The organism is Agromyces kandeliae, assembly GCF_009674665.1.
Classification (GTDB): Bacteria; Actinomycetota; Actinomycetes; order Actinomycetales; family Microbacteriaceae; genus Agromyces; species Agromyces kandeliae.
Genome location: NZ_WKJD01000009.1, coordinates 45,808 through 60,714 on the forward strand (window position 1 = coordinate 45,808; position 14,907 = coordinate 60,714).

General features: G+C 70.6%; 11 protein-coding genes. 1 reads left to right on the plus strand and 10 read right to left on the minus strand.

What is annotated here, in order from left to right:
• Position 1 precedes the first annotated feature (1 nt).
• Positions 2 to 655 carry an SRPBCC family protein gene (locus GJR97_RS05640; protein ID WP_154345545.1) on the plus strand — a complete coding sequence of 218 codons (654 nt, stop codon included), beginning with the start codon at positions 2 to 4 and terminating at the stop codon, positions 653 to 655.
• A gap of 99 nt (positions 656 to 754) precedes the next feature.
• Here the strand turns inward: GJR97_RS05640 and GJR97_RS05645 are convergent, their stop codons facing one another.
• From GJR97_RS05645 to GJR97_RS05690, 10 genes are all read right to left on the minus strand, one after another.
• Positions 755 to 2,305, minus strand: coding sequence for an APC family permease (locus GJR97_RS05645; RefSeq protein WP_154345546.1), 1,551 nt, complete (start codon positions 2,303 to 2,305; stop codon positions 755 to 757).
• An 11-nt stretch (positions 2,306 to 2,316) separates the two neighbouring features.
• A complete protein-coding gene (locus GJR97_RS05650; protein ID WP_324613201.1) occupies positions 2,317 to 3,192 on the minus strand; it encodes a universal stress protein in 876 nt (291 codons plus the stop codon).
• Positions 3,189 to 4,565 (minus strand): flavin monoamine oxidase family protein, encoded by a 1,377-nt coding sequence (locus GJR97_RS05655; protein ID WP_154345547.1) that lies wholly within the window; start codon positions 4,563 to 4,565, stop codon positions 3,189 to 3,191. The genes GJR97_RS05650 and GJR97_RS05655 overlap by 4 nt, the downstream gene beginning before the upstream one ends.
• 122 nt (positions 4,566 to 4,687) lie before the next feature.
• On the minus strand, positions 4,688 to 6,154 hold the full coding sequence (locus tag GJR97_RS05660; RefSeq protein WP_154345548.1) for an NAD-dependent succinate-semialdehyde dehydrogenase: 1,467 nt from the start codon (positions 6,152 to 6,154) through the stop codon (positions 4,688 to 4,690).
• A 44-nt stretch (positions 6,155 to 6,198) separates the two neighbouring features.
• Positions 6,199 to 7,518, minus strand: a complete 1,320-nt coding sequence (locus tag GJR97_RS05665; protein ID WP_154345549.1) for a Glu/Leu/Phe/Val family dehydrogenase — start codon at positions 7,516 to 7,518, stop codon at positions 6,199 to 6,201.
• Positions 7,515 to 8,873, minus strand: coding sequence for a 4-aminobutyrate--2-oxoglutarate transaminase (gene gabT, locus GJR97_RS05670; protein WP_154345550.1), 1,359 nt, complete (start codon positions 8,871 to 8,873; stop codon positions 7,515 to 7,517). The genes GJR97_RS05665 and gabT overlap by 4 nt, the downstream gene beginning before the upstream one ends.
• 138 nt (positions 8,874 to 9,011) lie before the next feature.
• Positions 9,012 to 10,895 (minus strand): ABC transporter permease, encoded by a 1,884-nt coding sequence (locus GJR97_RS05675; RefSeq protein WP_195760615.1) that lies wholly within the window; start codon positions 10,893 to 10,895, stop codon positions 9,012 to 9,014.
• 11 nt (positions 10,896 to 10,906) lie between these two features.
• Positions 10,907 to 12,076, minus strand: coding sequence for a type 2 periplasmic-binding domain-containing protein (locus GJR97_RS05680; protein WP_129234046.1), 1,170 nt, complete (start codon positions 12,074 to 12,076; stop codon positions 10,907 to 10,909).
• Between the two features lie 49 nt (positions 12,077 to 12,125).
• Entirely contained in the window at positions 12,126 to 13,265 is a 1,140-nt protein-coding gene (locus GJR97_RS05685; protein WP_154345552.1) for an ABC transporter ATP-binding protein, read from the minus strand.
• Positions 13,266 to 13,344: 79 nt separating this feature from the next.
• Positions 13,345 to 14,889 carry a DHA2 family efflux MFS transporter permease subunit gene (locus tag GJR97_RS05690; RefSeq protein ID WP_154345553.1) on the minus strand — a complete coding sequence of 515 codons (1,545 nt, stop codon included), beginning with the start codon at positions 14,887 to 14,889 and terminating at the stop codon, positions 13,345 to 13,347.
• Positions 14,890 to 14,907: the final 18 nt, after the last annotated feature.

The window sequence follows — 14,907 nt, forward strand, 5'->3', positions numbered from 1 at the left end:
CATGGACATCCGAGCACAGGTCGACGCGGTCGACCGCGCCGTCGGCACCGAGGAACGAGACGGCGAGCGCATGCGCGTGCAGACCCTCGCGCAGGTGTACCCCTCCCCCATCGACGACGTGTGGGACGCGCTCACCACGGCCGAGCGGATCCCGCGCTGGTTCCTGCCCGTGACGGGCGACCTGCGCCTCGGCGGCAGCTACCAGCTCGAGGGCAACGCGGGCGGCACCATCACCGCGTGCGATGCGCCCAACTCGTTCACCGCGACGTGGGAGTACGGCGGCGGCACCACCTGGATCACCGTCCGGCTCACCGAGGTCGACGCCGAGCAGACGCGCTTCGAGCTCGAGCACCTCGCGCGCGCCGCCGACGTCACCGACGAGATGTGGGAGCAGATGGGGCCCTCCCCGACCGGCATCGGGTGGGACGGCGCGCTCCTCGGCCTCGGCCTGCACTTCACCACCCGCGAGATCCGGCCCGACGACTCCGAGGAGTGGCTGCAGACCGACGAGGGCATGGCCTTCATGCGGCTGAGCGCGGACCGATGGGCCGAGGCCGATGTCGCGGCCGGCGCCGACCCGGCCACCGCGGCCGCCGCGGCCGACCTCGTCTACGGCATGTACACGGGCACGGCTCCCGCGCCGATGCCCGAATAGCCGGAGCCGTACGCCGAACCGCCCCGCCGGGTGTCGCCGGCGGGGCGGTTCGCGTTCACGTGCGGTGCCGGCACGGTGAGACACCGGCCCCGCACGGGCTCAATCGGCGACCGCCCGCGACAGCACCTCGCCGCGGAAGAACGCCGGACGCGTGATCGCCTGCCAGAACATGATCACGACGCCCGTGAGCAGCACGACCATGCCGAGGATGAACACGAGGCCGACGCCGCCGATGTTCGACCCGCTGCCGTAGTCGGGGTCCATGCTGTCGACGAGGGTCGTCACGAAGAGCACCGACAGGATGACGCCGCCCACGAGCGGGAAGAGCAGCGTGAAGAAGAACTCGCGCACCGTGCGGAACCAGGTCTTCCGGAAGAACCACACGGCCGCGAACGCCGTGATGCCGTAGTAGAAGCAGATCATCATGCCGAGCGCGGTGATCGTGTCCCACAGCACGTTCTCGCTCACGAAGCGCATGACCGCGTAGAAGACGGATGCCACGACGGCCGAGACGATCGTCGCGTACCCGGGCGTGAAGAAGCGCGGGCTGACCTGCGCGAACTTCGGCGGCAGGGCTCCGTAGTGGCCCATCGCGAGGAGGGTGCGGGCGGGCGAGACGAACGTCGACTGCAGGCTCGACGCGCTCGAGGTGAGCACCGCGAGCGACACGAGGATCGCGAGCGGGCCGAGCACCGGGCCGGCGAGGGCGAAGAAGACGTTGTCCTGGATGTCGGGGTTGCCGAGGCCGAACTCGCCGTCGCCGACGCCCGCGAACGAGATGAGCGAGACCGAGATCAGCAGGTAGAGCGAGACGATGATGAGCACCGACAGCGTCGCCGCGCGACCCGGGGTCTTCTCGGCGCCCTTCGTCTCCTCGTTCATCGTGAGCGTGACGTCCCAGCCCCAGAAGATGAAGATCGACAGCGACAGGCCCGCCGCGAGCGCACTGAAGTCGCTCACCGCGAACGGGTTGAACCAGCTCAGCTCGATCGGGGTCGCATCGAACGCGTTGCCGTTCGCCACCTCGATCAGCGCGGCGCCCGAGAAGACCACGAGCACGAGCACCTGGAACCCCACGAGCCAGTACTGCAGCTTCTGCGTGGTCCGCATGTCGCGGTACGAGATCATCGTCGCGCCGAGCATGAACAGCAGGCACACGGCCACGTTGACGAACGGGTTCGCGGCGATGCCGGCGATCTCCGGGTTCCCCACGATCTGCGAGATCGCGAGGAACAGGAAGTCGACCGCGATGCCCGCGAGGTTGGACAGCACGAGGATCGTCGCCGCGACGAGCCCCCAGCCGGCCATCCACCCGATCCACGGGCCGAAGGCCCGCGTCGCCCAGGTGAACGACGTGCCCGAGTCGGGCATGCGCCGGTTGAGCTCGCGGTAGCCGAAGGCCACGAGCAGCATCGGGATGAACCCGAGCAGGATGATCGCGGGAACCTGCGTGCCCACCTCGGACACGGTCGGGCCGAGCGCCGCGGTCAGCGTGTACGCCGGCGCGATGCACGAGATGCCGATGACGATCGCGCCGATCAGGCCGACCGATCCGGCCGAGAGGCCCTTCTTGGTGATGCCGTGCTCGTTGGAGTCGACCGCTCGGGTCGCCTCGGTGAGGGCGGCAGGACTTGGGGAGTGTTGCGACATTGCAGCGTCTTTCAGGTGAGGGTGGTGCGCGGCACCACGATCATGGGCGCCGGGAGCTCGCGCAGCATCTTCGCCGCGGTCGAACCCAGGAAGAGATGGCGCGGCGCCGCGAGGCGGCTCGAGCCGACGAGCACGAGCTCGCCCTGGTGCCAGTCGAGGGCGCGCACGGCGTCCTCGATGGTCTCGCCCGTCGCGGTCTCGACGGTCGCCTCGATGCCGTCCGGAAGCGCCTGACGTGCCTCGTCGAGCACCTCCTCGGCGTGGACCGAGCTGGTGAGCGCGGCGAGGTCGGCGTCGAGGCCGGCGGGAAGGTCGATGGGCACGAGCGACAGCAGGCGCAGCGGCGCGCTCGTCGCACGTGCGAGTCGGATCGACGACTCGAGGAGCGCGTCGGCACCGGGGCGCGTGCCGACCGCCGCGGTGATGCGGGTGATCCCCTGCGAGGCGGGCAGCTCGCGCGAGCCGGACGGCGCGAGCAGCACCGGCACGTCGGAGGAGTGCAGCAGCTCGTTCGCGACCGACCCGATTCGCGTCCGGCCGAGGAGGCCGCCGCGTGCCGTGCCGATCACGATGAGGCGTGCATCGAACTCGTGCGCGGCCGCGATGAGCCCCTCGGCGAACGACTCGGCGTAGCGGAGGTGCAGCTTCGACGCGACATCCGCCCCCAGGTGCCCGGACGCCTGCGCGAGCCACTCGCGGGACTGCGCGCGGAGGTGCCGCTCGTAGCCGGCATCCGCGGGCACGCTGGAGTTCCCCGCCTCCGAGGGCAGGACCATCACCACCTCGAGCGGCGCGTCGGCCGCGGCCGCGAGGCGACTCGCGACTGCGAGCGCGTCGGCGCCGGCGGCGTTCGCCGTGTAGCCGACGAGGATTCCCGACGCGGTCACGCGCGGGCCCCGAGCGCCTCGAGCGCCTGCGCCGCGACGAGGCGCCCCATGCGGATGGCGCCGTCGACGTGCTGGTACCCCTTGCCCGCCATGTCGGAGCAGGCGAAGCGGATCGGGCCGACCGGCGTCCGCAGGTCCGCGCCGTAGCGCGCGAGGCCGCCCATGTCGAAGCTCGCGGCGTACGCGCCGCGGGTCCACTCCTCCGAGCCCCAGTCGGACTCGTAGTAGACGACCGGGTGCTTGGCCTGCTCACCGTAGTAGTGCGAGAGCGACTCGAGGATGCGCTGCTTGCGCTCCTCGGCGGAGAGGCGGAAGACCTCGTCGGCCGCCTCGTCGGACACGAAGCCGACGAGCGTGCCGCGCGTGTCGCCGTGGTTGGTGTTGTCGTACGCCTCGTGCGAGAGCTCGTACGGGCTGAACGCCGTGCCCGACAGGCCCTGCTCGCGCCAGAACGGCGTCTCGTAGACGGCGTGCACCTTGATGACGAAGCCCATCGAGACGTGCTGGTGCATCTGGTGCTGGAGGCGCGGCAGCGGCGGCTCGTACGAGATGCGGTCGTACAGGATCGGCGCGAGCGCGAGCACGACCTGCTTCGCGTGCACCTCGAACCCGTCGCTCACGACGGTGACGCCGGCGTCGGGCGACTCCGGGTTCCAGCGGATGGTGCGCACCGGCTGCCCGAGCTTGACGGCGTCGCCGAGGCGCTCGGCGAGGCGCAGGGGCACCTGCTGGAGGCCGCCGACGACGCGCTTGTCGAGGATGAAGTCGGCGTCGACGAGGTTCGAGAACGACCCCGCGGAGGCCGCCATGAGCAGCGCCTGCAGCGCCGAGAAGGCATGGGTCGGCTTGGTGAGCATCGCACCGGCGATGAACATGCCGATGTTGAGCTTCGCCTCCTCGTCGTCGGTCTGGGTGCCGAGCCACTCGGCGAACGAGATCTCGTCGAGTTCCTTCGCGCGCGGGTGCGCCCACGGCTGCTCGGGGTCGATCTCGGCGACGAGCTGGTCGAGCTTCTCGATGAGGCCGACGATCTCGCCCTCGGTCCGCGCGGGCACCGGGAAGATCTCGCCCTCGAAGAGGCGCCGCTCGCCGTCCTCGGCGATGTAGACGTTCCGGCCCTCGCGGTAGCGCTCGTACGTCTCCAGTCCGAGCTCGTCGAGCGTCTCGATGAGGGCGTCCTGGTCGGGCGAGACCCACTGGCCGCCGATCTCGAGCATGGCGCCGTCGACGTCGCCGGTCCAGAGCCGGCCGCCGACGCGGTCGCGGGCCTCGAGCACGACGACGTCGCGCCCGGCCTTCACGAGCTCGGTCGCGGCCGTGAGGCCGGAGGCGCCTGCGCCGACGATGACGACGTCGGTGTCGATGCGTTCCATGGTGGGGGTGCTTTCTGTGCGTGGTGATGCCGACGCTCCGAGGCGGAGCGGAGAAGGTGGGACGGATGCCGCGGGCGCGCGGCGGAGGTGCGGCGCGGGCCGCGGCATCCGTCGTCCGGCGGTCAGGCCGGGATCAGGGTGTACTTCGTGTCGAGGAACTCGTGGATGCCCTCGAAGCCGCCCTCGCGGCCGATGCCCGACTGCTTGACGCCGCCGAAGGGGGCCGCCGCGTTCGAGACGAGGCCGGTGTTCAGGCCCATCATGCCGGTGTCGAGGCGGTCGATCATGCGGTGGCCGCGCGCGAGGTCCTGCGTGAAGACGTAGGAGATGAGACCGTACTCGGTCGAGTTGGCGAGGCGAACCGCGTCATCCTCCTCGGCGAACGTGGTGATGCCGAGGACGGGCCCGAAGATCTCCTCGCGGAGCAGGCGCGCGTCGGCGGCGACGTCGTGCAGCACGGTCGGCGCGTAGAACGAGCCCGCGCCGTCGATCGGCGCTCCCCCGGCGAGGACGGTCGCGCCCTTGTCCACGGCGTCCGTCACCAGCTCGTGCGTCGACGCGACCGCGTCGTCGTCGATCAGCGGTCCGATGTGCACGCCGTCCTCGGTGCCACGGCCGACGCGCATGCCCGTCACCCGCTCGCTCACGCGGCGGGCGAACTCCGCCGCCACCGACTCGTGCACGATGAAGCGGTTGGCCGCCGTGCACGCCTGGCCGATGTTGCGGAACTTCGCGACCATCGCGCCCTCGACCGCCTTGTCCAGGTCGGCGTCCTCGAACACGACGAACGGGGCGTTGCCGCCGAGCTCCATCGAGGTGCGGAGGATGCCCTGCGCCGACTGCTCGATGAGCTTGCGGCCGACCTCGGTCGAACCCGTGAACGACAGCTTGCGCAGGCGCGGGTCGGCGATGATCGGGGCCGAGACCTTCGACGAGCTCGTCGTGGTGACGACGTTCACGACGCCCTTCGGCAGCCCGACCTCCTCGAGCAGCTGCACGAACGCGATGGTCGTGAGCGGCGTGAGCGCGGCGGGCTTGACGACGACGGTGCAGCCCGCGGCGAGCGCGGGGGCGATCTTGCGGGTCGCCATCGCGAGCGGGAAGTTCCACGGCGTGATGAAGTAGGACGGGCCGACGGGGCGCTGTGCGACGACGATGCGGCCGGTGCCCTCGGGGTTCCAGCCGTAGCGGCCGGTGATGCGCACGGCCTCCTCGCTGAACCAGCGGAGGAATTCGCCGCCGTAGTTGACCTCGCCACGCGCCTCGGCGAGCGGCTTGCCCATCTCGAGCGTCATGAGGAGCGCGAAGTCCTCACGGCGTTCCATCAGCCGGTCGAAGGCGCGGCGGAGGATCTCGCCGCGCTCGCGCGGGGCGGTGGCGGCCCAGGACGCCTGCGCGTCGACGGCCGCGTCGAGCGCGCGGATGCCGTCGGCGGCCGATGCGTCGGCGATGGTCTTGATCACGTCGCCCGTCGCCGGGTCGCGGACCTCGAAGGTCTTCCCGCCCTCGGCGGCGACCCACTCGCCGCCGATGTAGAGGCCGTCGGCGACCTGGTCGAGGAGTGCGGATTCCTGCGTTGCAGTGGTCATGCTCGGGATGTCCGTTTCGTTCGTTGCGCGGTGTCGGTGCGCGATCACGGGTAGAGGCCGCGGAGGCGGTGCGCCTCGGCGACACGCTCGACGGCCAGTGCCGTGGCGGCGGTGCGGAGCGAGAGGTCGCGGGTCTCGGCGTAGCCGAGGACGTGACGCCAGGCGTTCAGCATCCGCTCCTCCAGTCTGCTCTCGACTTCGTCGACCCGCCACCAGTACGCCTGGTTGGCCTGGACCCACTCGAAGTACGAGACGATGACACCGCCCGCGTTGGCGAGGATGTCGGGGACGACGAGCACGCCGCGCTCCCGGAGGATCGCGTCGGCCGCGGGGGTGGTGGGGCCGTTCGCGCCCTCGACGACGACCGCGGCGCGCACGTCGCGGGCGTTGCCGCCGTGCAGCACGCCCTCGACGGCGGCCGGCACGAGCAGGTCGACGTCCTGCGTGAGCAGGGCGTCGCGGTCGAGCTCGTCGGCGCCGGCGAAGCCGACGATCGAGCCGGTGGCGCGCACGTGGTCGGTGAGCGCCTCGAGGTCGAGGCCGCCGCCGTTGCGGATCGCGCCGTACTGGTCGCTGACCGCGACCACCGTCACGCCCGCCTCGGCGAGGAACCGCGCGGCATCCGCACCGACCTTGCCGAAGCCCTGCACGGCCGCGGTCGCGCGGCCCGGCTCGATCCCCGCGTGGCGGAGCGCGGCGAGCGCGATGTGCGTGACGCCGCGGCTCGTCGCCGACGCCCGGCCGAGCGAGCCGCCGAGCGCGATGGGCTTGCCGGTGACGATGCCGGGGACCGTGTACCCGGAGTTCACCGAGTAGGTGTCCATCATCCAGGCCATGGTGCGCTCGTCGGTGCCGATGTCGGGCGCGGGGATGTCGCGCTCCGGCCCGATGATCGGCAGGATCTCGCTCGTGTAGCGGCGCGTGACGCGCTCGAGCTCGCCGACCGAGTGGTCGCGCGGGTCGATCGCGACGCCGCCCTTCGCGCCGCCGTACGGCACGTCGAGCAGGGCGCACTTCCAGGTCATCCACATCGCGAGGGCGCGCACCTCGTCGAGGTTCACGTTCGGCGCGTAGCGGAGGCCGCCCTTGGCGGGGCCGCGGCTGAAGTTGTGCTGCACGCGGTAGCCGAGGTACACCTCGGTCTCGCCGGTGTCGCGGCGCAGCGGCACCGCGACCGCCATCTCGCGGCGCGGGGTCGCGAGCATGCGGTGCAGGCCCTCGCCGTAGCCGAGCAGCTCGATCGCCTCGGCCAGCTGGGAGCGGGCGTCGACGAGCGGGGTCGGCTCGGCGTCGGCGACCGCGAGCACGGATTCCGCGGCGGCCGGGATCAGGGGCGACGCCGTCGTCGCCGTCACGGGGGTCATGCGTTCCGCAGCCCTTCCGCGACGACCTCGAGGCCCTCGATGAGCAGCTCGTCGCCGATGGTGAGCGGAGGGAGGAAGCGGATGACGTTGCCGTAGGTGCCGCAGGTGAGCACGAGCACGCCGTTGGCGTGGGCGTGCGCGGCGACCTTGGCCGTGAGCGCCGCGTCGGGCGCACCGGTTGCGGGGTCGACGAGCTCGACGGCGACCATCGCGCCGCGGCCGCGGACGTCGCCGATGCGCGGGTCGGCGGTGCGGAGCGCGTTGAGGCGGCCGATGAGCACCGAGCCGATCTCCTTCGCGCGCTCGATGAGTCCGTCCTCCTCGTACGACTCGATGGCCGCGAGTGCCGCGGCGCAGGCGAGCGGGCTTCCGGCGTAGGTGCCGCCGAGGCCACCGGCCATGGCGGAGTCCATGATCTCGGCACGTCCGGTGACGGCCGAGAGCGGGAGGCCGCCCGCGATGCCCTTCGCGGTGACGATGATGTCGGGCACGATGTCCTCGTGCTCGCTCGCGAACCACGCACCCGTGCGGGCGAAGCCGGTCTGCACCTCGTCGGCGATGAAGACGACGTCGTTCGCGTTCGCCCAGGCGACGAGTGCCGGCAGGAAGCCGGGGGCGGGCACGATGAAGCCGCCCTCGCCCTGGATGGGCTCGATGATGATCGCGGCGAGGTTCTCGGCGCCGACCTGCTTCTCGATCTGCGTGATCGCGCGGGCCGCGGCCTCGGCGCCCGACAGTCCGCCGTCTCGGAAGGGGTAGCTGAGCGGCGCGCGGTACACCTCGGGCGCGAACGGGCCGAAGCCGTTCTTGTACGGGATGTTCTTGGCGGTCAGGCCCATCGTGAGGTTCGTGCGGCCGTGGTAGGCGTGGTCGAAGGCGACGACCGCCATCTTCTTCGTGTGGTGGCGGGCGACCTTGATCGCGTTCTCGACGGCCTCGGCGCCCGAGTTGAACAGGGCCGAGCGCTTCTCGTGGCCTCCGGGCGTGAGCTCGTTGAGCTTCTCGGCGACGGCGACGTAGCCGTCGTACGGGGCCACGGTGAAGCACGTGTGCGTGAAGGCGTCGAGCTGCGCCTTGACCGCGTCGACGACGCGCGGGTTCGAGTTGCCGACGCCGGTCACGGCGATGCCCGAGCCGAGGTCGATGATCGAGTTGCCGTCCGCGTCGACGATGACGCCGCCGCCGGCCGCGACGACGGAGACGGGGATTGTGTGCCCGACGCCCTTCGCGACGGCCTGCGCCTTGCGGGCGATGAGCTCCTGCGAGCGCGGGCCGGGGATGCTGGTGACGAGGCGGCGCTCCTGCGGGAGGGCGGGGCCGCCGACGGTGGTGGCCGTGGGTTCGACGATGGTCATGGGGTGCTCCGATGCGGTGACGACGGTGGCGATGTCGGGCAATGGTAGGCAGCGCGGAACGGATGCCACCCCCTCCCTGACGTACATCGGAAGGGGGTGGACCAGCCACGTCGTACAAACGACGCGCGATCGGAGGCGTCAGCGGTGCGTCAACTCCGCGACCTGCTGGGCGGCGACCGACCGAGTGTCCGTCGCATCCGTCGCCTCGACCGCGACCGCAGCCGTCCCCAGCGCATCCGTCGCGGCATCGACGACCCGGCCGCGGCGAGCGGCGCGACCGATCGACCGGAGCGACACGAGCCATTGCAGTCCGTAGCCGATCGCGAAGACGAGGAGCGTGAAGATGAGTGCCATCGCCGCACCCTGGTCCGGTGCATAGAGCTGCGCCGAGCGGGGATTGATCATCGCGTACATGTAGACGGAGAGCGGGCGCGACTCGGGTGTCGCGAGGAAGGCCGGGAGCGTGAACTCGTTGGTGCCGAGGATGAACATCTGGATCCACACCGCGAACACCGTGGGCGCGAGCAGGGGCGCGACGATCCTGCGGAATCCCTCGAGCCGGCTCGCGCCGCTGATGAGGGCCGCCTCCTCGAGTTCGGTGCGGATCTGGAGGGTCGCGCTGAAGCCGGCGCGATAGGCGATCGACACCCGGTAGGAGTAGGCGATCACGAGTGCCGCGATCGTCCCGGCGAGCGGGATCACCGGGTTGATGACCATGAAGGTCAGGAACATGGCGAAGCCGGCGATGACCGCCGGGATGGCGACGCTCGACGACGCGAAGAGGTCCATGCTCCGCGTCCATCCCGTCGCCCGGCTCCTCGCGATCCCGTATGCGAGCACCGTCGCCGCGCCGCACGCGATCGTCGCGCTCCCCCCGGCGATGATCAGCGTCCGACCGAGCGACGCCCAGAACTCGCCGTCGGCGAGCACCTCGCCGAACGCCGTGAAGTGCGTCTGCGTGCGAAGCGCGTCGAACGAGAAGGCGAGGGGATACGGCGTGATCGCCGACCAGAGGAGCGCGAAGAGCGGCAGCACGGCCGTCAGCATCGTGAAGACGAGGATGGCGAGCAGCACGGGGATGCGCCATCCGCCGAGCTTCATCGTCGTCGGCCGGAATCCCTTGCCGGAGATCGACGCTCGGCGCTCGGCATCGCGAGTCGCGCGCAGGTAGATCACGAACGCGATGGTCGTGATCACGAGGAAGACGCACCCCCAGGCGGCCGCGAGGCCGTACTGCGGCAGCTCGCCGGCACCCGCGCTGATCAGGGTCCAGAGCTTGAGCGCGAAGATGTCCTTGCCGGACTCCTGCCCGAAGAGCAGGGGCACCTCGAGGCTGCCGAGTCCGAGGATGAACGTGAGCACCATGACCCCGAGCAACCCCGGCCACAGCATGGGGAGCGTGACCCGTCGCAGCGTCTGACCCCAGCTCGCACCCGAGACGCGTGCGGACTCCTCGAGCGAACCGTCCATGCCGGTGAGGATCGGCACGATCATCAGGTAGGGGAAGGTCACGTTGGTGAGCGACTGGATCACCACCATCGTGGAGAACGCGTACGGGTCGATCACGAGGTCGCCGGGCAGCAGGCGCAGGAGTTGGTTGAGCACGCCCGACTCCGGCGAGAGCATCAGGAGGTACGCCTGCGCCTTGACGATCGACGGCACGATGAACGGCACGATCACGAGCACCGAGATCATGCGCCGGAACGGGGCATCGGTGCGCACCGTCACCCACGCCAACCCGAACGCCATCAGGAGGGAGAGCACGGTCGAGCCCCCGACGAAGGCGGCCGTCGCGCCGAGCACGTCCCAGAAGTCGTCGCGGAGCCCCCAGAGGGTCACGAAGTTCTCGGTGGACCATCGTGCCGTCGAGACGCCGAACGGGAGGAACGGACCACGGAACGCCGTGATCACCTGCACCGCAAGCGGGATCGCGAGCAGCAGGAAGATCACCGAGCCTGCGATGACGGTCGCGACGGTCATCCCGGTCGGCCGGGTTCGTCCGGCCCTCGTGGTCCGTTCCACCCTGGACATGGTTATCCGTTCAGTGCCGCGTCGGCGGCGTTCGTGAGGGCGATCCACTCGTCGCGGGTCGCTTCGGTCTCGGTCTCGGCACCGTCGCCGATGCTCTGCAGCAGGGCATCGGCGTTCTTCTCCATCAGGCCGGTCGCCTGATCGAAGAGCGAGGACGGCAGCCCCGGGTAGGGGACCTGGGTCGTCGAGAACTGCTCGTCCGTCATGCGGAGCTCGAGCCAGTCGGGGTCGTAGGCGTTCCACAGCGCCCACAGCATCGCGCCGGGCTTGTTGTCGGCGTCGATGTTCACGCCGGAGAACTGTGCGAACACGCCGGAGTGCTCGAACGGCTGGGCTGCGAGGCTCGGGTTCGGGTTGAATAGGGTCTGGTTGAGCGCGATGGGAACGTCGCCGCTCGAGAGCGGGGAGTTCTGGTCCTCCAGTACCTGCAGCGCTCCGGACGTCTTCAGCTCGCCGATCAGGTCGACCATCGCGTCCTCGCCCTCGGCCATGCCGTATCCGGAGAAGACGATCGGGTTGTAGTTGGCGATGGAGACCTTGCCCTCGTACTCGGGTGCGAGGAGATCGTCGAGCGATGCGGGCGCCTCGATCTCGTCGGTGTTGACCTGCATGAGCGAGCCGTTCATGCTGTCAGGCAGCATGCCGGGGCTGCCGAGCTCGAGGAACTCCTCCGGGATGCCGAACTGCGTCCAGTCGACCTCGTCCCAGTAGCCCTCGTCGGTCATGGCCGCCGCCGAGAGCAGCGAGCCGGACAGCACGTCGGTGTTGCGCGCGCCGGTCGCCTGCGCCGAGATGACGGCGGACGGCAGGTTGTAGGTCAGCCCGCGCGTCTCGATCTCGATGTCGGGGTAGCGCGAATTGAACTCGGCGATCACCTCGGGTGCGAGCTCGTACCAGTCCCAGACCACGAGCCGACCGCCGTCGGTCTCCTTCGCCTGCTCGTAGAGCGCGTCCATCTGGCGGTCGATCTCCGGCCAGAAGTCCTCGTAGAAGTTCTCGCACCTGGTGAAGGCGCCGATCTGGACGGCGTCGCACGCCGCGCCGGTCGCGGCGTCGCCGACCGGCTCGAGTGCGTCGGGCGCGTCGGCCTGGGTGGTGGCGCATGAGCTGAGCAGCAGCGTTCCTGCTGCGGCGAGGGCGATGGTTCCGCCCCTGACGGTGCGTGGATGCATGATCCGGGTGTCCTCTCTGACGGTGGATCTCTTGGTGGGTGGGGTGGAACTATGCCGCGAGCACGCGGCAGGCCTGCGGGGCGAGCTCCAGGAACACGGTGCTTCCCTCGGTGGGCGAGTTCAGTGGCGCACCTCGTGCGATGACCCGGCCGACCGTGGTCGCGCCGTCCAGGATCTCCGCTTCGTACTCGACGATCTCGCCGAGGAACTCGACGCGTGCGACTCGTGCGGGGAGCAGGTTCGGCCGGTCGACCGGTGCCGCGTGCCAGCGCACGCTCTCGGGCCGGAAGGTGACCGTGACGTCCGCCCCGGTTCCGCTCTCGACCGGGCACGGGGTGACCAGCCGCGTGCCGAACGCCTCGACGAGGGCGTCGCCGTTGGCGTCGCGGTCGCGCACGACGGCCGGGATGAGGTTCACGCGTCCGACGAAGTCGGCGACGAACCGGTCGGCGGGTGCGAAGTACAGGTCGCGCGGCGCGGCTTCCTGGACGATGCGTCCGCCGTTCATGACCGCGACGCGGTCGGACATCGACAGCGCTTCCGACTGGTCGTGCGTGACGTACAGGGCGGTGATGCCGAGTCGCTGCTGCAGGCTCCGGAGCTCGTTGCGCATGGTGTCGCGGAGCTTGGCGTCGAGGTTGCTGAGGGGTTCGTCGAGCAGGAGCAGCTTCGGCCGGTGCGCGAGGGCCCGCGCGAGCGCGAGTCGCTGCTGCTGGCCGCCGGAGAGCGCCGTGGCGGGGCGATGCGCGTAGGCGTCGAGCTGGACGAGTTCGAGCGCCTCCATGGCGCGCGTGCGCGCCTCCTTCTTCGGCAGCCTGCCGGCGGCGACCTGCAGGGGGAACACGGCGTTGGCGAACACGCTCATGTGGGGCCAGATCGCGTAGTTCTGGAACACCATGCCGACGTCGCGCTTGTCGGGAGAGACGTGCCGGGTCCCCGTCGAGAGCACCTTGCCGTCGAGCGAGATGACGCCGCCGTCGCTCGTCTCGAGCCCGGCGACGCATCTGAGCGTCGTCGTCTTGCCGCACCCCGAGGGCCCGAGCAACGAGGTGAAGGTGCCGGGTTCGATCGTGAAGCTCACGCCCTTGACGACCGGGACCTCGGCGCCGTCGAGCTGGTAGTGCTTCTCGAGCGCATCGACCACGAGGCGTCCGCCTCCGTCTGCTGCGGTCATGTGGTGCGTCGTCACTGACGGCCTCCTTCGCGAGATTCTGTATTCTGGATCCAGTTTGGAGGTACGGGTGCCCGTCCGGGCGCCGTGGCGCGCATCAGCCGTCGCCGCCCGAGGTGGACAGCGCGCCGTCACCGGGGACTGCGGCACGTTCGCCGGAGACGTCGCCGCGGCGGCTCGGGTCGGATTCGCCCCAGCCGACGGTGACCTTCGGCTTGGCGAAGAACAGCACTACGACCGCGCAGAGCGCGAACGCCCCGGCTGCCAGGACGAGCGACTGGGCCATCGCGGTCGAGAATCCGGCGGCGAACGCGTCCGGCAGCGCGCCGACGCCCGGGTGAGCGCCCTCGGCATCGAAGCCCGGGAGCTGGGTGGCGATGCTGACGCTCATGAGCGCGGCGATCGCCGCCGATCCGAGCACCGACCCGACCTGCCGGGTCAGGGTGTACACGCCCGATCCGGCACCGGCGCTCGACCGCGGCAGGTTGCGTGTGGCGGTCGATGCGAGCGGGGCGAAGACGCCGGAGATGCCCAGGCCGAGCAGCGCGGACGGGAGCAGCAGGAGCCAGAACGGGACGTCGGGACCGATCACGACGACGTAGCATCCGAGCGCGAGTGCCGCGACCGTCAGCCCCGCGAACGCGACCCACTTCGGGTCGACCCGGTCGCTCAGGCGGCCGACGAGTGGGGCGAGCACGCCCGAGACGACCGCCATCGGGACGAGCATCAGCGCAGCCTGCGTCGGCGTGAGCCCGCGCGCGACCTGGAAGTAGAACGCGAGAGGCAACGGCATCGCCGTCATCGCGAGCCCGACGAGCGAGATCGCGACGTTTGAGAGCGCGAAGTTCCGGTCGCGGAACAGGCTGAGCGGCAGCAGCGGCTCGGCGCGGTTGACCGCCTGCCAGACGATGAAGGCCGCGAGCACGACCACACCTGCGGCGATGACCGCCCACACCGTGATCGGACCGACGATCGTGCCCCAGTCGTAGGTCTCACCCTCCTGGATTCCGAACACGATGAGGAACAGTCCGACCGCGCTGAGGACGACGCCGAGCCAGTCGAAGCGGCGCGTCTGCGTCGCGAGGCTCGGCACGAGCCGCCAGGCCGCGATGAAGGCGATGATCCCGACCGGGACGTTCACGAAGAACACCCATTCCCACCCGAGCGTGTCGACGAGGACGCCGCCCAGGATCGGGCCGACCAGGGTCGCGACGCCGGCGACCGAGCCCCACAGGCCCATCGCCGCGCCGCGCTGGTTCGGCGGGAAGACCCGCGTGATCACGGCCATGGTCTGCGGCGTCATCATCGCGGCGCCGAGCCCCTGCGCGGCGCGCGCCGCGATGAGCATCGTGATGTCGCCCGAGAGCCCGCACCAGAGCGAGGCGAGCGTGAACACCACGAGCCCGACGAGGTAGACGCGCTTGGGCCCGAATCGATCGCCGAGTCGGCCCGTGATGAGCAGGGGAACCGCGTAGGCGAGCAGGTAGGCGCTCGTCACCCAGATCACCGCGGTGAGGTCGGCCTCGAGGTCGGCCATGATCGCCGGGTTCGCGATCGAGACGATCGTCGTGTCCACGAGGATCATGAAGAACCCGATGACGAGCGCCCACAGCGCCGGCCAGGGCCTGGTGATCTGATTCATGAGGTCCGCTTCCGGGTG

What these genes read in the sequence shown, in the direction of transcription:
- GJR97_RS05640 (WP_154345545.1), top strand. Translation starts at nt 2, where the DNA reads ATGGACATCCGAGCACAGGTCGACGCGGTCGACCGCGCCGTCGGCACC.
- GJR97_RS05645 (WP_154345546.1), bottom strand. Translation starts at nt 2,305, where the DNA reads ATGTCGCAACACTCCCCAAGTCCTGCCGCCCTCACCGAGGCGACCCGA.
- gabT (WP_154345550.1), bottom strand. Translation starts at nt 8,873, where the DNA reads ATGACCATCGTCGAACCCACGGCCACCACCGTCGGCGGCCCCGCCCTC.
- GJR97_RS05655 (WP_154345547.1), bottom strand. Translation starts at nt 4,565, where the DNA reads ATGGAACGCATCGACACCGACGTCGTCATCGTCGGCGCAGGCGCCTCC.
- GJR97_RS05690 (WP_154345553.1), bottom strand. Translation starts at nt 14,889, where the DNA reads ATGAATCAGATCACCAGGCCCTGGCCGGCGCTGTGGGCGCTCGTCATC.
- GJR97_RS05680 (WP_129234046.1), bottom strand. Translation starts at nt 12,076, where the DNA reads ATGCATCCACGCACCGTCAGGGGCGGAACCATCGCCCTCGCCGCAGCA.
- GJR97_RS05665 (WP_154345549.1), bottom strand. Translation starts at nt 7,518, where the DNA reads ATGACCCCCGTGACGGCGACGACGGCGTCGCCCCTGATCCCGGCCGCC.
- GJR97_RS05660 (WP_154345548.1), bottom strand. Translation starts at nt 6,154, where the DNA reads ATGACCACTGCAACGCAGGAATCCGCACTCCTCGACCAGGTCGCCGAC.